Here is a 17801-nt window from a genome sequence, read left to right as displayed (position 1 = left end):
TTCATCCCTGGGTCTTCTGGATAGCTTCGCGGAGCACCTGGCGGTCGTCGAAGGGACGGACCACGCCGGCGATGTCCTGGCCCTGCTCGTGGCCCTTGCCCGCGACCAGCACGGTGTCGCCGGGCTGCGCCCGGCCGACGGCGGCGGCGATCGCGGCGGCCCGGTCCTCGAAGAGGAGCACCTCGCCGCGCTCGTGCGCGGGCACGGAGGCCGCGCCCTGGAGCATGGTCGCGAGGATCGCGAGCGGGTCCTCGGAGCGGGGGTTGTCGGAGGTCAGCACGGCCGTGTCGGACAGCCGGGCCGCAGCGGCGCCCATCGGGGCGCGCTTGGTCTGGTCGCGGTCGCCGCCGCAGCCGAGGACGACGTGCAGACGACCCTTGGTGACCTTGCGCAGCGCCTTGAGCACCGACTCGACCGCGTCGGTCTTGTGGGCGTAGTCGACGACCGCGAGGTAGGGCTGCCCGGCGTCGACGCGCTCCAGCCGGCCGGGGACGCCGGGCACGGCGGCGACGCCGTCGGCGGCGACCTGCGGGTCGATTCCGGCCACGGCGAGGGCGACGATCGCGGCGAGGGTGTTCGCCACGTTGAAGGGCCCCGGCAGCGGCGACCTGGCGTGCACGCGCTCGCCCTGGGGGCCGACGACGGTGAACGTCGAGTCCATGGGACCGACCTCGACCCCCTCGGCGCGCCAGTCGGCGTCGGGGTGGCCCTCGGCGGAGTACGTGACGACCGGGACGGTCGCCTCGGCGGCGAGCCGGCGGCCGTACTCGTCGTCGGCGTTGACGACGCCGAGTTTGCTGCGCCGCGGGGTGAACAGCTGTGCCTTGGCCCGGAAGTAGTCCTCCATGTCGGAGTGGAACTCCATGTGTTCCGGGCTGAGGTTGGTGAACACGGCGATGTCGAAGACGCAGCCGTCGACCCGGCCGAGGACCAGGGCGTGGCTGGAGACCTCCATGGCGACCGCCTCGACGCCGCGTTCGCGCATGACGGCGAACAGGGCCTGGAGGTCGGTGGCCTCGGGGGTGGTGCGCTCGGACTTGATGCGCTCGTCGCCGATCCGCATCTCGACGGTGCCGATGAGGCCGGTGCTGCGGGTGGTCTTCAGGCCGCCCTCGACCAGGTAGGCGGTGGTGGTCTTGCCGGAGGTGCCGGTGATGCCGATCTGGAGCAGTCCGCGGCCCGGCCGGCCGTAGATGGTCGCCGCCAGTTCGCCCATCCGCGTGCGCGGGTCGTCGACGACCAGGACCGGCAGTCCGGTCGCGGCGGCGCGTTCGGCGCCCGTCGGGTCGGTGAGCACGGCGGCCGCGCCCAGGCCGGCGGCCTGGGTGACGAAGTCGGCTCCGTGCAGGCGGGCGCCCGGCAGCGCGGCGTACAGGTCGCCGGGGCGGACGGCGCGCGAGTCGTGGGTGATCCCCGTGATCCCGGCGGAGTCGGCGGGCGCGGCGGTACCCAGCTGATCGGCGAGCTCCGCGAGGGGTGTGGCGGAGACCTGAACCGGTCGCGGCGGTCCCGGATATGTCACGGAAGCGCCCTTCTGGGTGGTTTGGGACTGATCAGCGTGTGGCACGGCGGTGAGCGTACCGGGCGCACCCGCTCCGGAGCGAAGTGGAGGGTTCTCGGCCCCTTGGTTCCCGGCGTTCGGGGTGATCGTTGTCACGAGCTCGTTCCTGGTGTTTCCGGGGCGCTGATCAGGGCTTGATCAGGGCTTGTAGTCGACGGGCAGGTTGGCGGACTTCGCGCCGGTCGGCGGGACCTGGAGGGTCTTCAGGGCGAACTCCATCACCTGCTTGTAGATGGGCCCGCAGATCTGGCCGCCGAAGTAGCTGCCGACGGTGGCGTTCTGGATCGCGCAGTAGACGGTGATGCGCGGCTTGTCCGCGGGCGCGAAACCGGCGAACGACGACGTGTAGCCGCGGTACCTGCCGGTGGCCGGATCCACACGGTTGGCCGTGCCGGTCTTGCCCGCGACCCGGTACCCGGGGATGCGGGCCTTCACGCCCGTGCCCTGCTCGTCGTCCACGACGGACTCCAGCATCCGGGCGAGTTCCCTGGCGGTCTTGGCGCCCACCACCCGGGTCTCCTCGGGTTTCGGCGCCGGGGTGAAGCGCCCGTCGGCGCCCTTGGTGCCGCGCAGCAGGGACGGCTCGACCCGGACGCCGCCGTTGGCGATGGTCGAGTACACGGAGGCGGCCTGCATCGCGTTGATGGAGAAGCCCTGGCCGAAGGGGATCGTGTACTGCTGCGAGGTGGACCACTTCTGCGGCGGGGCGAGGATGCCGCGTGTCTCGCCGGGGAAGTCGAGCCCGGTGTAGCCGCCGATGCCGAACTTGCGCAGGTACGAGTAGAGGACCTTGTTGGCCTCGGGCTGCGTCTTGCCGAGTTCGCCGGTGGCCAGGATGGTGCCGATGTTGCTGGACTTGGCGAGGACGCCGTTCAGCGTGAGGTTCCAGGTGTCGTGGTCGATGTCGTCCTGGAAGAGACGGTCCCCGCGGTGCAGCCGGTTGGGTACGACGACATGGGTGAGCGGGGTCGCCACGTTCCGTTCCAGCACGGCCGCCATCGACATGACCTTCGCCGTGGAGCCGGGCTCGTAGGCGTCCTGGAGGGCCGCGTTGCCCATGGCGTCGCCGTCGGCCTTCGACAGGTCGTTCGGGTCGAAGCCGGGAGAGTTCGCCATGGCCAGGACCTGTCCGGTGCGGGTGTCCTGGACGACGACGTACCCGCGGTCGGCCTTGGACTTCTTCACCTGCTCGCTGATCGCGTTCTGCGCCGCCCACTGGATGTCGCGGTCGATGGTGAGCTCGACGTCGGAACCGGGCACGGCGGGCGTCTCCGTGGACCCTGCCGTGGGCACCTCGCGGCCGCCGGACTGGGCGTAGCGGACCTTGCCGTCCTTGCCGGAGAGCTGCTTGTCCAGCTGCTGCTCGACGCCGCCGCCGCCCTTGCCGTCGGCGTTGACCCAGCCCAGTATCCCGGCGGCGAGATCGCCGTTGGGGTACACGCGCTGGCTGCTGGGGTCGGCGAAGACGCCGGCCAGCACGTTGACGGTGCCGCGGTCCGTCTCGGACTTCTTGGTGAGCGCGCTCTTGAGGTCCTTGATCTGCTTCCAGACCTGCGGAGTCTGCCGGGTGGCGAGCCGGGCGTAGCGGGAGTCGGGGTTGGCGGGCCGGAGCTTCTTGAGGAGCTTGTCCCGGTCCTGGCCGAGGATCGGCGCGAGCAGCGTGGCGGCCTGCTCGGGGCCGTCGTCGACCTTCAGCTGCTTGGCCCGGAACATCGTCGGGTCGGCCGTGATGTCGTAGGCGTCCTCGCTGATGGCGAGGGCCACGCCGTTGCGGTCGGTGATGCCGCCGCGTTCGGCCGTCAGAGTGTGGACCACGTAGCGGTTCTGCTCGGCGCGGGCCGCGTAGGCGCTCGCGTCGACGGCCTGGACCTGGAGCAGCCGGACGACGAACGCGAGCAGCACCAGGGTCAGGGCGAGGGCGACCAGGCGCAGCCGGGGCCGGGGGCTGCCGAGCCGGAGCGGCGGCGGGGGCATGGGCCGGGACCCGCCCGGGCGGCGGGCCGGGCGGGCGGCGGGCCCGGGCCGGCGCCGGACGGCCTCCCGCGGCCGGGGTGGCCTGGCGGGCGCGGGCACGCGGCGGCGCGGCGGTTCCCTGTCGGACACTTCCGTCACCTGCCGGGGGTCGGGGTGGAGGCGGACTGGGGCTGGGCGGGCGGCGGCGCCGGGGCGGAGGCCGTGGGCGCGCCCTGGGGCCGGGCGGGCGGCGCGGGGGTGGCCGCCGTGGGGGCCGGGGACGTGGAGAGGCCGACGGCCGGGTCCATGGTCGGGGGTGCTCCCGGCCCGGTGAGGACGGCGGGCTCGGGGGCGGCGGGGCTCGGGACGCCCCTGACCCTGCCGTCGGGGTCGAGGAAGGCGGGGTCGCCGCCGGGGATCATGCCGAGCGCGCGGGCGCGGCGCTGCAGGGCGTCGGGGGACGAGTAGGCGTCGATGTCCCGCTGCAGGGCCTGTTCCGCGTCGGTGAGGTTCTTCGTCCGCCTCTGCAGGTCGGCGAGGCGGAACGAGCCCTCGCTGAGCGCGGAGTTCAGCACCAGCAGCCCGATGAGGCCGCCGCCGAGAAGCAGGACGACGAGGAGGACGAACGGAGCGCGGGCCGCCCTGGCGCGGCCGGCCGGGAAGAGCCGGGCGAGCCGGGCCGCCCGGCCTTTCAGTGCGGGTTTGCTGCCCATCACTCCCCCAGCGGGGCGGGGTGGCTCCCCCGGTCGGTCGGGGAGGTGCTCCCCCTGCGGGTGGGGGAATGGAACCGACCCGTGTCGCTCACTCGGCGTCCTCCCTGATGCGCTCGGCGCCCCGCAGCCGGGCGGGTGCGGCGCGGCGGTTCTCGGCGACCTCTTCCTCGGTGGGAAGTTCGGCACCGCGGGTGAGCAGCTTGAGCCTCGGCTGGTAGCGCTCGGGCACGACCGGCAGCCCGGGCGGCGCGGTGGACGCGGCTCCGGCCGCGAACACCTGCTTGACCAGGCGGTCTTCGAGCGAGTGGTACGACAGCACGGCGATGCGTCCGCCGACGCCGAGGGCCTTCACGGCGGCCGGGATCGCGCGCTCCAAAACGGACAGTTCGCCGTTGACCTCGATGCGCAGCGCCTGGAAGGTGCGCTTGGCCGGGTTGCCGCCGGTGCGCTTGGCGGCCTGCGGCAGGGAGTCCCGGATCAGCTCCACGAGCCGTGCGCTGTTGCTGAACGGCTCCTTCTCGCGCTCGCGGACGATCGCCGAGACGATCCGCTTGGCCTGCTTCTCCTCGCCGTACGCGCGCAGGATGCGCACGAGTTCGCCCGCCGGGTAGGTGTTGAGGACCTCGGCGGCGCTGATGCCGGTCGTCTGGTCCATGCGCATGTCCAGCGGCGCGTCCTGGGCGTAGGCGAAGCCGCGGTCGGCCTCGTCGAGCTGCATGGAGGACACGCCGAGGTCGAACAGCACGCCCTGCACGCGCGGGACGCCGAGCCGCCGCAGCACCTCGGGGAGCTCGTCGTAGACGGCGTGCACGAGGGAGGCGCGGTCCTGGTACGGCGTCAGCCGCTCGCCGGACAGGCGCAGCGCCTCCTTGTCCCGGTCGAGGCCGATCAGCCGTGCCTCGGGGAACCGGGCCAGCAGTGCCTCGCTGTGGCCGCCGAGGCCGAGGGTGCAGTCGACGACCACGGCTCCCGGGCGCTCCAGGGCGGGCGCCAGCAGATCCAGGCACCGCTGGAGCATCACCGGGACGTGTCGACTCTGGCTCAAGGGGGCCTCTCAGGATCCGGCGTGGCCGTACGCACCGCCGGGTCCCCGCCCGCTCGTGAACGGGAGGCCTGCCGGCGCCGGAAGCGACAGCCGACCGGAAGCGGGAGGAGGCCGAGCCGTACGTACGCGCCGCGCACGTGGGGAGACGGTCCGGGCGGGTGCCGGGGTCTCCGGGGACTTCACCAGCAGGGAGGGCCTCGCCTCCCGCTTCGCGCCACTTTAGTCCACCCTGTCTCGCGGTCAATCAACCGGCCTGCGCGTCGCGTACCGCCTCACGGCCGGGACCACAATTCGAACGGGTTCATCCGGGTGACACCGGGTTCGCCTTCCTGTGGGTTGGCTCACAACAAGCGGTGATGGCGTTCTTTGTCCCCCCTCACATCGGGCCGGACCAGTACGTGACCAGTAACGTCGTCGGCATGACGACTTCTGCAGCAGTGCCCACCGGACCCGAAGGGGCCATAACGACCGGCGGTACCGTCACCGACCGCCTCGTGGACGCGAACCAGCATTACGCCGAAGCCTTCACCGACCCCGGCATGGACGCCCGCCCGGTTCTCCACGTCGCCGTCGTCGCCTGTATGGACGCCCGGCTCGACCTGCACAAGGCCCTCGGCCTGCAGCTCGGCGACTGCCACACGATCCGCAACGCGGGCGGCGTGGTCACCGACGACGTGATCCGCTCCCTGACGATCAGCCAGCGCAAGCTCGGCACCCGCAGCGTCGTGCTGATCCATCACACCGGCTGCGGCCTGGAGTCCCTCACCGAGGAGTTCCGCACCGAGCTGGAGATGGAGGTCGGCCAGCGTCCGGCGTGGGCGGTGGAGTCCTTCCGGGACGTCGACCAGGACGTGCGGCAGTCGATGCAGCGGGTGCGCACCTCGCCGTTCCTGCTGCACACCGACGACGTACGCGGGTTCGTCTTCGACGTGCGCACCGGTCTGCTGCGTGAGGTCGACCCGGTCTGACCGGAGCACCGGCCGGCCGCCCCGGACCGTCCCGCCCTCCCCGTATCGAAAATGTGGTCGGAAAAGCCGTAAGGCCGACATCGTGCGGGCAGTTGTCCACAGGCGAGTGACACGAATCGGTAACGGCAGCAAGAATGCGGGGTGTGGCGTCACGCGGAACTGTTTCCGCGTGGTGTCCGTGTTTCGGGGTGGGCCGGTTTCGCATCACAGAGCGTCGGCCCGGCAATGAACGGGCCGAGGAGGGCCGGGTGACGACCTATGACGATCGAGCGAGCCTCACTGATCTGACCGCCACGGTGGAACGGGTGCGCGGTTCGGTGGAAGGCGTGATCGAGGGCAAGCCCGAGGTCGTACGACTCGCGCTGACCGTGCTGCTCGCCGAGGGCCACCTGCTGATCGAGGACGTGCCCGGAGTCGGAAAGACGATGCTGGCCAAGGCACTGGCGCGGTCCATCGACTGCTCCGTGCGGCGTATCCAGTTCACGCCCGACCTGCTGCCCTCGGACATCACGGGTGTGTCCATCTGGGACCAGCAGCGCCGGGACTTCGAGTTCAAGCCGGGCGCCATCTTCGCGCAGATCGTGATCGGCGACGAGATCAACCGCGCCTCGCCGAAGACCCAGTCGGCGCTGCTGGAGTCCATGGAGGAGCGGCAGGTCACCATCGACGGGCAGACCTACGAACTGCCCAGCCCGTTCATGGTGGTGGCCACGCAGAACCCGGTCGAGATGGAGGGCACCTACCCGCTGCCCGAGGCGCAGCGCGACCGGTTCATGGCCCGCGTCTCCGTCGGGTACCCGAGCGTCGAGGCCGAGTTGCAGATGCTCGACGTGCACGGCGGGGTCAGCCCGCTGGCGGACCTCCAGCCGGTGGCGCACGCGCACGAGATCGTGAAACTGGTCGAGGCGGTGCGCGGGGTGCACGTCTCCGAGGCGGTCCGCCGGTACGCGGTCGAGCTGGTCGCGGCCACCCGCAGCCATCCCGACCTCAGACTCGGCGCCTCCCCGCGGGCCACGCTGCATCTGCTGCGCGCGGCGAAGGCGTCCGCGGCCCTCGCCGGCCGGGAGTACGCCCTGCCGGACGACCTCCAGGCCCTCGCCGTCGCCGTCCTCGCCCACCGGCTGCTGCCCACCGCGCAGGCCCAGCTGAACCGCCGTACGTCCGAACAGGTGGTGCTGGAGATCCTCCAGCACACCCCGGTGCCCGCGACGCCCGGACAGCAGAGCGGCTTCGGCGGGCTCGGCCGCGGCGTGCCGGCCTATCCCCAGCAGCCCCCGCGGGGTCTGTGATGGGCGCCGGGGGGGCCGGACAGGCGGACGCCGACCGCGGGGAGGCGGGCGGCGTCCGTACGGCCCTGGCGGGGCTCACCACCCGCGGCCGTTCCTTCCTGGCCGCCGGGATCGCCGCCGCGATCTGCGCGTACGTCCTCGGCCAGAGCGACCTGCTGCGGGTCGGCCTGCTGCTGGCCGCGCTGCCGCTGGTCTGCGCGGCGGTGCTGTACCGCACGCGCTACCGGGTGGCCGCGAACCGCCGGCTCTCCCCCGCGCGTGTGCCGGCCGCCGGCGAGGCCCGGGTGCACCTGCGCATGGACAACGTCTCCCGGCTGCCCACGGGGCTGCTGATGCTCCAGGACCGGGTGCCGTACGTCCTCGGTCCGCGGCCCCGGTTCGTGCTGGACCGGGTCGAGCCGGGCGGCAGCCGCGAGGTGTCCTACCGGGTCCGCTCCGACCTGCGCGGCCGCTACCCGCTGGGCCCGCTGCAACTGCGGCTCACGGACCCCTTCGGGATGTGCGAACTGACCCGGTCCTTCTCCACGTACGACACCCTGACCGTGATCCCGCGCGTGGAACCGCTGACACCGGTCCGGTTCAGCGGCGAGGCCATGGGCTACGGCGACGGGCGGCAGCGCTCGCTCGCCCTGGCGGGCGAGGACGACGTGATCCCGCGCGGCTACCGCTACGGCGACGACCTGCGCCGGGTCCACTGGCGCTCCACCGCGCGCTACGGCGAGCTGATGGTGCGCCGCGAGGAACAGCCCCGGCGGTCCCGGTGCACCGTGCTGCTCGACACCCGGGGCGGTGCCTACGAGGGCGCGGGCCCCGACTCGGCCTTCGAGTGGGCGGTCGCCGGTGCCGCCTCGGTGCTGGTGCACATGCTCGAACGCGGCTTCTCGGTCCGCCTGCTGACGGACGGCGGGAGCTCGGTGCCCGGGGAGGGCGCCGACGGGTTCGCGGGCGCCGGCCAGGAGACGGCGGAGGCGGCCGGACTGATGATGGACACCCTCGCGGTGATCGACCACTCCGACGGCACGGGCCTGTCCCGGGCGTACGACGTGCTGCGCGGCGGCAACGAGGGGCTGCTGATCGCCTTCCTCGGCGACCTGGACGAGGAGCAGGCCACGACGGTCGCGAAGATGAGCCGGCGCAGCGGCGGTGCCGTCGCCTTCGTGCTGGACCCGGACACCTGGGTGCGCGAGGCGACCGACGTGCCGGGCCCGGGTGACCGGCACGCGGAGCGGCTGCGCATGCTGCGCGAGGCCGGCTGGACGGCGCTGAGCGTGCCGCGCGGCGCCGCGCTGAACGATCTGTGGCGGCAGGCGGACCGGGAACGCTCGGGTCTGACCGCCGTCGGCGGGGAGGCACGGGGATGAGCGGGCGGGCACGACTGGCCCTGTGCGCCGCCGCGGCCACGCTGATGGCCTCCTGCGCGCTGCTGCCCCTGGTGGCCGAGCCGACCTGGCTGCTGCAACTGGTGCCGCTGGTGGCCGTGCAGACCGGGGTGGGAGCGGCGGCCCGACGGGTCCCGCTGGGCCGGCCCCTGACGGTGGCGGCGCAGGCGCTGGTCACCCTGATGCTGCTGACGCTGGTGTTCGCACGGGAGCACGCCCTCGCCGGGCTGATCCCCGGGCCGGACACCTTCCGGTACCTCGCCGAGCTGCTCCAGCAGGGTTCGGACGACGTCAGCCAGTACGCCATACCGGCGCCGCTCACCGACGGCATCAAGCTGATGCTGATCGGCGGCGTGCTGCTGATCGGCCTGCTGGTGGACACGATCGCGGTGACCTTCCGCAGCGCGGCCCCGGCCGGGCTGCCGCTGCTCGCGCTGTACTCGGTGGCCGCCGGACTGTCCGACGGCGCTGCCGACTGGCTGTGGTTCCTGGTGGCGGCGGCCGGCTATCTGATGCTGCTGCTCGCGGAGGGCCGGGACCGGCTCGCGCAGTGGGGCCGGGTCTTCGGCGGCGCGCCCCGCTCCCCGGGCTCACCGGACCCCGGCGTCGCGGCCCCCGTGCGCACCGGCCGCCGGATCGGCGCGGTCGCGCTGGGCGTGGCCCTGCTGGTGCCGGCGGCCCTGCCCGCGATGCAGGGCGGACTGCTGGACGCGGCGGGCACCGGCGTGGGGGCGGGCAACGGCAACGGCAACGGGGGCACCATCTCCGCGGTCAACCCGCTGGTCTCCCTGCGCGACAGCCTGAACACCGACAACGACCGCCGGGTGCTGTCGCTGCGGACGAGCACGAGCGACATCTCGGACCTGTATCTGCGGATCGTCTCCCTCGACGAGTTCGACGGCACCACCTGGACGCCTGCCCGGCGGCACGTCGTCGGGGTGCCGGACGAGCTGCCCACGCCCGTCGGCCTGGGCACGGACGTCAAACGCGGCAAGGTGCGGACGACGGTCACGGCGGCGGACTGGTACGCGCAGAACTGGCTGCCGATGCCCTACCCGCCGAGCGAGGTGAAGGTCGCCGGCCGGTGGCGGTACGAGCCCGTCGGGATGACGGTAGTCGGCGATCACGGCCAGAGCACCCGCGGGGAGACGTACCAGGTGACCAGCCTGAACGTGCGGCCGAGCGCGGAGCAGCTGGCGGACGCCCCGGAGCCGCCGGCGGCCCTGGAGCGCGAGTACACCCGCGTGCCGTCCTCGCTGCCCAAGGAGGTCTCCCGCACCGCGAAGGAGATCACCTCGGGCGCGAAGAGCCACTACGAGGAGGCCGTCCGGCTCCAGGACTACTTCGCCGTCAACGGCGGCTTCCAGTACGACACCCAGGTGAAGGTCGGCCGCGGTCCGAACGCCATCGTGAACTTCCTGGAGCAGAAGGAGGGCTTCTGCGTCCACTTCTCCTTCGCGATGGCGGCGATGGCCCGCACCCTCGGCATCCCGGCGCGGGTCGCGGTGGGCTTCGCGCCCGGCACCCCGCAGGCCGACGGCACGGTGTCGGTGAGCGAGAGGGACGCGCACGCCTGGCCGGAGCTGTACTTCGAGGGCATCGGCTGGACCCGCTTCGAGCCGACCCCGACCCGCGGCACCACACCGTCGTACACCCAGTCGGACACCCCCGGCGACGCGCAGCCGGACCCGGCCCTGCCGTCGAAGAACGCGTCGTCGGAGCCTTCGGCGGCGGCCTCGCCCAGCGAGAGCTGCGCGAACGAGCTGCGCCGGCTGCAGGCCTGCGACAGCCCGTCGGCCGCGGCGGCCCCGCACCCCGGGAACGGCGGGCCGAGCCCCTGGTGGTGGCTGCTGATCGTGCCGGGGGTCCTGGTGGCACTGGCGATCCCGCTGTCCCCGCTGCTGTGGCGGGCGCGGACGCGGTCCCGGAGACTGGGCGGACATGCGCGGACGCCCGAGGGCGCGGCGGCGCACACGCTGGCCGTCTGGCAGGAGCTGACCGACAGCGCCTGGGACCACGGCATCCCGCCGGACGAGTCGCTGACCCCGCGCGGTGCGGCCGCCCGGATCGTGCGGCTCGGGCATCTGGACCCGGCCGCCGGGGCTTCGGTGCACCGGGTGGCGGACGCGGTGGAGCAGGTGCTCTACGCTCCCCGGCCGAGCCCCACGGCGGGTCTGGCGCAGGACGTGCGCCAGGTGGTCGGCGCGCTGGCCGGCAACGTGAGCACCGGGACCCGGCTGCGGGCGCTGTTCCTGCCCCGCTCGGCCGCACGGGTGCTGTGGGCGGTGTCGGCCCGCTGGTCGGCGCTCAGGGCCCGGGCCGCCTCGGTCCGGCCGCCGCTGCGCCGGCCGTCGGGACAGCGGAGCTAGGACCTGCCGTTCGGATCAGGCCGGCCTGGCTCACGGGGCCTTGTCGGCCGGCCCGAGCGGGGCGTGGTGCGTGCAGCCGCAAGGCGGAGGAGGGCGGCGACGCGGAGCGTCGACAACCGACGACAACGCCGCGGACGCGCTTGCCACGCCCCGCGACGCGGACACGATCCGAACGACAGGCCCTAGGGCCCCTGGCCGCCGCCCGTCCTCGGGAGGACGGCGGCCACGGGCAGGTGGGGACGGGCAGGTGAGACCCGGTCGCGCGCGAGGACACGGCCGGCCCACCACGGAGCGGACACGGCCGGAAGGCCGCCGCCCCGGGAACACGATCGAGGGGTGACCACCTGCCGGTGGTCACCCCTCGGGTGCGCTGTCGTCGTCCGCGGTGAACCGCGGGTCAGTGGCCCTGTTCGTCCCGGCGGCGCTGCCAGCGCTCCTCGATCCGGTCCATCATCGAGCGCTTCGGCCGTGCCTGGCGGCGAGCGGCGCCGGCGGGCTGCTCCCCCGGTTTCGGCGCCTTGCGCCATCCGGTGACGGCGAGCACGGCACAGCCCAGCATGACGAGGAAACCCACCACGCTGACCCAGATCAGCTGCGCGACCATTCCGGCCATGAGGAGCGCGATACCCACGAGGAAGCCTGCGACCGCCTGGTAGACCCGACGCCGGGTGTACGTGCGCAGTCCGCTTCCCTCAAGCGCCGACGCGAACTTGGGATCTTCGGCGTACAGCGCTCGCTCCATCTGCTCGAGCATGCGCTGCTCGTGCTCCGAGAGCGGCACGGAGTCCTCCTCATCGTGCAGTCGCCGGGGCGACCCGGGGGGTCCCTTCAGGATAGGCAGGGAATCGCCCCCGTGAAACCCGCCCCACTACGCCAGTTGGCCAATCGGAACCCGTCATGACGACCCCGACTCGCTGAGGCTTCCATTCCCCGGCGGCCGACCCGTCATGCCGGGCGGTGTACCTCGATCATACGGCGCAAACCCCTCGATCGGGGGGCTTGTGGCGTACTCCATCCGCCGCCGAGCCCCTGATCAGCGGCGGGGTCCCGGCAGTGCGCTCAGGCCCCGGCCGCACCCGGCGTCTCGCCGAGCACATGCAGCTGGGTCGCGACGGAGCGGAAGGCGGGCAGTTCGGCCGCGGCGGCCTCCAGCTTGAGGAGCGCGTCGCGGGCGCCGGGCTCGGTGTCGACCAGGACGCCGGGCACGAGGTCGGCGAAGACCCGCACGCCGTGCACGGCCCCGACCTTCAGGCCGGCGCTCTCCACCAGCTCGGTGAGCTGCTCGGCGGTGAAGCGGCGCGGCATCGGGTCACCGGTGCCCCAGCGGCCGTCCGGGTCTTCCAGGGCCTGCTTGGCCTCGGTGAAGTGGCCGGCGAGGGCGCGGGCGAGCACGGCACCGCCGAGGCCGGCGGCGAGCAGGCTGAGGACACCCGCGGGCCGCAGCGCGGCGACGGCGTTGCGCAGGCCCGCGGCCGGGTCGTCGACGTACTCCAGGACGCCGTGGCACAGCACGACGTCGTAGCCGCCGCGCTCGGCCACGTCGAACAGGCCGAGGGCGTCCCCCTGGACGCCCTTGACCCGGTCGGCGACGCCGGCCTCCGCGGCGCGGCGCTCCAGCGCGAACAGCGCGTTCGGGCTGGGGTCGACCACGGTGACCCGGTGGCCGAGGCTGGCGACGGGCACGGCGAAGTTGCCGCTGCCGCCTCCGGTGTCGAGGACGTCCAGCGCGTCCCGCCCCGTGGCCTTGACCCGGCGGTCGAGAGCGTCCTGCAGGACCTCCCAGACCACGGCGGTACGGAGGGAGACGCGGGGGCGCATCGGGTCCGACACGGCAGTTGACTCCTCGGCAGGACGGAAGGCTTCAGGCGAACTCCACCCTATTGCCTCCGCCGCCGGAGCAGGTCACCGCGGCCGTGGACGGCCGGTGCGTCTCGTACGGCGGACCTCCGGTGATCAGCCCGCGTCCGGAAGGTCACCGCGCGCTCCCGGTCCGTCGCGCTCCCCGGCGTCCTGGCGGGGCTGGGGCAGGACCGGCTGGAGGACCAGCATCCGCTCGACGAGGCGGAGGAACATCGCCACGTCACGTATGAGGTCGTCGGCGTCCCGCCGGCCGGCCGCGCCCTGGATGCCGGCCTCGGCGCGGGCGCGGCGGGCGGCGCCGGCGGCGAACAGCGCGCTCCACTCGGTCAGCTCGGGGGCGATCTCGGGCAGTACCTCCCAGGCGCTGCGGATCTTGGCCCGTCGGCGGGGGGACGTCTCGGGGCGGCCGCGGGCGGCGAGCACCGCGGCGGCGGTGCGCAGGGCGGCGAGGTGGGCCGTCGCGTAACGCTCGTTCGGCGTCTCCAGGACGGTGGCCTCCTCCAGGCCGGAGCGGGCCTGGGCGAGCAGGTCGAGGGCGGCGGGTGGGGCCGTGGCCCGGCGGAGCACGGGGTGCACGTCGCTCGCCGGGCCGGTCAGTGAGGGGGCAGGGCCGGTGGCGCGGCGCCGGCGGGCGGCGGCTGCGGAGGAGTTGGCCATGACGAACCTCCTGTCGTCTGGGTGACGGCACAGGTGCCGTATGTGCCCATCGTGAGGTATGCCACTGACAATCCGTTCTGACCTGGGGTTTTGCTTCGATCGAAGGTTCGGGCGTATTTTTGCACTGACCAGTCAGTTCAAATTTGCCAACCAGGGGGGCTTGTGGACGGCGTGGACGTCACAGCCGAAGGCCTCGGGCTCAAAGGGCCACGGGGGTGGGCCTTTCGCGGCATCACCTTCGACGCGCAGCCCGGATCACTGATCGCGATCGAGGGACCGTCCGGCTCCGGCCGCACGTGTCTGCTGCTCGCGCTCACGGGACGGATGAAGCCCACTGAAGGAGTGGCCGCGGTCGGCGGGTTCAAACTCCCCCGGCACATGGGGGCGTTGCGCCGCGTGGCGGCGGTGGCCAACGTGGCCGGGGTGACCGACCTCGACCCGGCCCTGACCGTGGGCGAGCACCTGCGCGAACGGGCCCTGTTGCAGAGCAGGTTCGGCGACTCGCTGCGCGAGGTGCTGAGGCCCCGCGCCCAGCGCGGGCACGAGGCGCGGCTGCGGATCGACGCGGCCCTGGCCGCCGCCGGGCTCGATCCGGAGACGCTGCCCAAGGGCTCCCGGACGGCCGTGCGCGACCTGGAGCGGCTCCAGGAGCTGCGCCTGTCCGTCGCCCTCGCCCTGGTGGGCCGGCCCCGGCTGCTCGGCGTGGACGACATCGAGACGAAGCTCTCGGACGCCGAGCGCGCCGAGGTCTGGGACCTGTTGCGGTCCCTCACGCGCGCGGGGACGACGGTCGCGGTCGTGTGCCGCACCGCTCCCGAGGGCTGCGTCACCGTGTCGACCGCGGCGGGGGACGCCGGGCGGAAGGAAACCAAGGCCGAGCCGGAGGGCACAGGCACCCCCACGGACACGGGCGCCGAGCCGGAGCCGGACACCACCGGGCCGGACGCCGCAGAGCCGGACACCACCGGGCCGGACACCACCGGGCGGGACACCACCGAACCGGTCACCGCCGGGCCGGACATCGAGGCGAAGGAGGGGACCGGCGATGCGCTCACCGAGGCTGGCCGCGCTTGAGCTGAGGCGTTTCGGACGGGGGAAGCTGCCCCGCGCCGCCCTGGTCGCGCTGCTCGTGCTGCCCCTGCTCTACGGCGCCCTGTACCTGTGGTCGTTCTGGGACCCGTACGGCCGCCTGGACCGCATCCCGGTGGCCCTGGTGAACGACGACAAGGGCGCCACGGCGGGCGGCAGGAAGATCACCGCGGGCGACGACATCGTCGACGGGCTGCGCGACAGCCGGACCTTCGAATGGCACGAGGTCGACGACGAAGAGGCCCGCAAGGGAGTGGAGGACGGCACCTACTACCTGTCGCTGACCATGCCGGCCGACTTCAGCGGCCGGATCGCGTCCAGTTCGGGCGACTCCCCCGAGACCGGCGCCCTCCGGGTGCGCACCAACGACGCGAACAACTACATCGTCGGCCAGATCTCCCGCACCGTCTTCGGCGAGGTGCGCAGGGCCGCGTCCACGAAGGCCTCCCGGGGCTTCCTGGACAAGATCTTCGTGTCCTTCTCCGACATCCACGACAAGACCGTCACGGCCGCCCAGGGCGCCGACAAGCTGAACTCCGGCATCGGGAAGGCGGAGAAGGGCTCCAAGGACCTCGCCGACGGGCTGAAGGACGCCAAGGGCGGCAGCGGCAAGCTGGCCACCGGCCTGAAGAAGCTGGACAAGGGCTCCGGAGACCTCCGCACCGGTGCCCGGCAGGTCGCCGACGGCACCCAGCGGCTCGCCGACAAAGTCAACCCCGTCTACGCCGAGGCCGGCCCGTTTTTGAAGACCAACGAGAAGACCATCGGGGACACCGCCAGGCTGGTCGCCGACTCGGCCAAGACGGTCGAGGACAACCTCGACCACCTCGTGAAGCTCGCGCCGGGCGCCGCGAAGGCCGCCCACGCCTCCTCCGCCGTCCTCGACAAGATCTACGCGGCGCGCTGCGAGACCGCCACGCTCCCCGACCCGGCCTGCCCGGAACTGAAGCGGGCCAAGACCGCCGCCGCCGACGTGGCCGACGTCGCCGACGACCTGAACACGCTCATCGCGGACCAGGACGGCGACCTGAAGACGATGCGGGACAACCTCGGCACGCTCCAGAAGCAGGCGCGCGCCCTGGAGGCCCGCGCACCGCACCTCCACGAGGACGTCGAGGACGCCGTCAAGAAGATCAACAAGCTGAACACCGGCGCGCACCAGGTCGCCACCGGGGCCGAGAAGCTGCACACCGGACTCGGCACCGCGTCCACCGGCGCGGTCGCCCTGGACAAGGGCATCGGCACCGCGGAGTCGGGCGCCCAGACGCTGAACGGCGGCCTGTACAAGCTGTCCGACGGATCGGGGAAGCTGGCCGGCGGGCTGCACGACGGCGCGAAGAAGATCCCGGACTACGGCAAGCAGGACCGCGACCGGCGCACGGACGTCATGGCCGACCCGGTCCAGCTGGCCTCCCGGGACCTGCACAAGGCCCCCAACTACGGCACCGGGTTCGCCCCGTACTTCATCCCGCTCTCCCTGTGGGTCGGCGCGATGGTGGCCTACATGCTGATCCCGCCGCTCAACCGGCGTGCCCTGGCGGCCGGTTCCTCCTCCTGGCGGATCGCGCTGGCCGGCTGGCTGCCGGTGGCCGCGGTGGGCGTGCTCCAGGTGGGCGCCCTGATGGCCGTACTGCACTGGGCGATCGGTCTGCAGATGCCGCGCGCGGCCGGCACCATCGGGTTCCTGTTCCTGGTCACCGCCACGTTCGCGGCGATCGTGCAGTGGCTGAACGCCCGGTTCGGCGCGGCCGGCCGGATCCTGGTCCTCGCCCTGCTGATGCTCCAGCTGACCTCGGCGGGCGGCACGTACCCCGTGCAGACCAGTCCGGGCTTCTTCAACGCGATCCACCCCTACCTGCCGATGAGCTACATCGTGGAGGCGCTGCGCCGGCTGATCACGGGCGGCGGGCTCGGTCCGGTCTGGCAGGCGTGCGGCGTGCTCCTCGTGTTCACCGCGGGAGCGCTGGCGCTGACCGCCCTCGCGGCCCGGCGCCGCCAGGTGTGGACGCTGGACCGGCTGCACCCGGAGCTGAGCCTGTGATCCCCGAAGCGTCCCTGCACGCGCGCGTACCTGTGACAATCGGGGCCATGGAAAGCAGCAGCACCAGGTCCGGCGGCAGCACGCGCCGCGAGGCCACCCGGCAGAAGCTCTACGAGGCGGCCGTCACGCTCATCGCCGAACAGGGCTTCTCCGCCACCACGGTGGACGAGATCGCCGAGCGGGCGGGCGTCGCGAAGGGCACGGTCTACTACAACTTCGCGAGCAAGTCGGTCCTCTTCGAGGAGCTGCTGCGGCACGGCGTGGGCCTGCTCACCGCCTCGCTGCGGGAGGCGGCGGAGCGGACGGCCGCGGAGGGCGGCAGCAGGGTGGACGCGCTGGACGCGATGGTCCGCGCGGGTCTGGTCTTCATCGACCGCTACCCGGCCTTCACCCAGCTGTACGTGGCAGAGCTGTGGCGCACCAACCGGGCCTGGCAGTCCACGCTGATGGTGGTCCGGCAGGAGGCCGTCGCGGTGGTCGAGGGGGTGCTGCGGGAGGGCGTGGCGGCCGGGGAGTTCAGCGACGAGATCGACGTCCAGCTGACGGCGGCGGCGCTGGTCGGCATGGTCCTGGTGGCCGCCCTGGACTGGAAGTCCTTCCAGCCGGAGCGCTCCCTGGACGACGTGCACGCGGCCCTGTCCCGGCTGCTGCAGGGCCGGGTCAGCGGCAGGAACTGAGCGCCGGGACACCCTCGGCGCACGGGAAGGCGCCGGTCCGCTGCCGGACCGGCGCCTTCCCCTTCCCCCGTGCTGTCCCGCACTCCCCCGTACGGGCCCGCCCCGATGACCCCGTGGGCGGTCGTCCCCGGGTCCCCCGACTCGCTTCCGCCGACGGATCGGCGGAAGGAGTGGCGAGGAGGCGGGACACCGTTCCGCCG

14 protein-coding genes are annotated in these 17801 nt (G+C 73.2%); 7 read left to right on the top strand and 7 right to left on the bottom strand.

The genetic code is table 11. The features are described from left to right. Position 1: 1 nt before the first annotated feature. The 4 genes from ACF08B_RS15840 to rsmH form a co-directional block, all read right to left on the bottom strand. Positions 2-1522: a UDP-N-acetylmuramoyl-L-alanyl-D-glutamate--2,6-diaminopimelate ligase gene (locus ACF08B_RS15840; RefSeq protein WP_392317867.1), complete on the bottom strand. Its 1521-nt coding sequence runs from the start codon at positions 1520-1522 to the stop codon at positions 2-4. A gap of 177 nt (positions 1523-1699) precedes the next feature. Beyond that, entirely contained in the window at positions 1700-3664 is a 1965-nt protein-coding gene (locus tag ACF08B_RS15835) for a peptidoglycan D,D-transpeptidase FtsI family protein (RefSeq protein ID WP_392317866.1), read from the bottom strand. A gap of 5 nt (positions 3665-3669) precedes the next feature. Continuing rightward, a complete protein-coding gene (locus ACF08B_RS15830) occupies positions 3670-4227 on the bottom strand; it encodes a septum formation initiator family protein (protein ID WP_392317865.1) in 558 nt (185 codons plus the stop codon). Between the two features lie 88 nt (positions 4228-4315). Then, positions 4316-5272: a 16S rRNA (cytosine(1402)-N(4))-methyltransferase RsmH gene (gene rsmH, locus ACF08B_RS15825; protein ID WP_392317864.1), complete on the bottom strand. Its 957-nt coding sequence runs from the start codon at positions 5270-5272 to the stop codon at positions 4316-4318. Positions 5273-5691: 419 nt separating this feature from the next. Here rsmH and ACF08B_RS15820 point away from each other — a divergent pair, with 419 nt between their 5' ends. The 4 genes from ACF08B_RS15820 (at position 5692) to ACF08B_RS15805 (ending at position 11277) form a co-directional block, all read left to right on the top strand. Next, positions 5692-6240: a carbonic anhydrase gene (locus ACF08B_RS15820; protein WP_093480929.1), complete on the top strand. Its 549-nt coding sequence runs from the start codon at positions 5692-5694 to the stop codon at positions 6238-6240. Positions 6241-6488: 248 nt separating this feature from the next. Further along, positions 6489-7529, top strand: a complete 1041-nt coding sequence (locus tag ACF08B_RS15815; protein ID WP_093696071.1) for a MoxR family ATPase — start codon at positions 6489-6491, stop codon at positions 7527-7529. After that, on the top strand, positions 7529-8890 hold the full coding sequence (locus ACF08B_RS15810; protein ID WP_392317863.1) for a DUF58 domain-containing protein: 1362 nt from the start codon (positions 7529-7531) through the stop codon (positions 8888-8890). The genes ACF08B_RS15815 and ACF08B_RS15810 overlap by 1 nt, the downstream gene beginning before the upstream one ends. Beyond that, complete coding sequence (locus ACF08B_RS15805) at positions 8887-11277, top strand: DUF3488 and DUF4129 domain-containing transglutaminase family protein (RefSeq protein WP_392317862.1); 2391 nt, start codon at positions 8887-8889, stop codon at positions 11275-11277. The genes ACF08B_RS15810 and ACF08B_RS15805 overlap by 4 nt, the downstream gene beginning before the upstream one ends. Positions 11278-11674: 397 nt before the next feature. Here the strand turns inward: ACF08B_RS15805 and ACF08B_RS15800 are convergent, their stop codons facing one another. The 3 genes from ACF08B_RS15800 to ACF08B_RS15790 all read right to left on the bottom strand — a co-directional run bounded on the left by ACF08B_RS15800 (position 11675) and on the right by ACF08B_RS15790 (position 13794). After that, positions 11675-12058: a DUF3040 domain-containing protein gene (locus ACF08B_RS15800; RefSeq protein ID WP_073892929.1), complete on the bottom strand. Its 384-nt coding sequence runs from the start codon at positions 12056-12058 to the stop codon at positions 11675-11677. A gap of 278 nt (positions 12059-12336) precedes the next feature. After that, the gene (locus ACF08B_RS15795) at positions 12337-13107 is read right to left on the bottom strand and encodes a methyltransferase (protein ID WP_392317861.1); all 771 of its coding nucleotides are present in this window, start codon (positions 13105-13107) and stop codon (positions 12337-12339) included. Positions 13108-13230: 123 nt separating this feature from the next. Then, a complete protein-coding gene (locus ACF08B_RS15790; protein WP_392317860.1) occupies positions 13231-13794 on the bottom strand; it encodes an SAV_6107 family HEPN domain-containing protein in 564 nt (187 codons plus the stop codon). A 162-nt stretch (positions 13795-13956) separates the two neighbouring features. On the opposite strand from ACF08B_RS15790, the gene ACF08B_RS15785 reads away from it, so the two are divergent. The 3 genes from ACF08B_RS15785 to ACF08B_RS15775 are packed head-to-tail and all read left to right on the top strand — an operon-like array spanning position 13957 to position 17601. After that, positions 13957-14868 (top strand): ATP-binding cassette domain-containing protein, encoded by a 912-nt coding sequence (locus ACF08B_RS15785; RefSeq protein ID WP_392317859.1) that lies wholly within the window; start codon positions 13957-13959, stop codon positions 14866-14868. Further along, a complete protein-coding gene (locus ACF08B_RS15780; RefSeq protein WP_392317858.1) occupies positions 14840-16924 on the top strand; it encodes a YhgE/Pip family protein in 2085 nt (694 codons plus the stop codon). Before ACF08B_RS15785 ends, ACF08B_RS15780 begins: the two co-directional genes overlap by 29 nt. 47 nt (positions 16925-16971) lie before the next feature. Beyond that, entirely contained in the window at positions 16972-17601 is a 630-nt protein-coding gene (locus tag ACF08B_RS15775) for a TetR/AcrR family transcriptional regulator (protein WP_392317857.1), read from the top strand. The last annotated feature ends 200 nt before the right edge of the window (positions 17602-17801 follow it).

The sequence above is a fragment of the Streptomyces sp. NPDC015139 genome (genome assembly GCF_043079785.1).
Lineage (GTDB): Bacteria > Actinomycetota > Actinomycetes > Streptomycetales > Streptomycetaceae > Streptomyces > Streptomyces albidocamelliae.
This window is presented reverse-complemented; position numbering and strand designations above follow the sequence as displayed.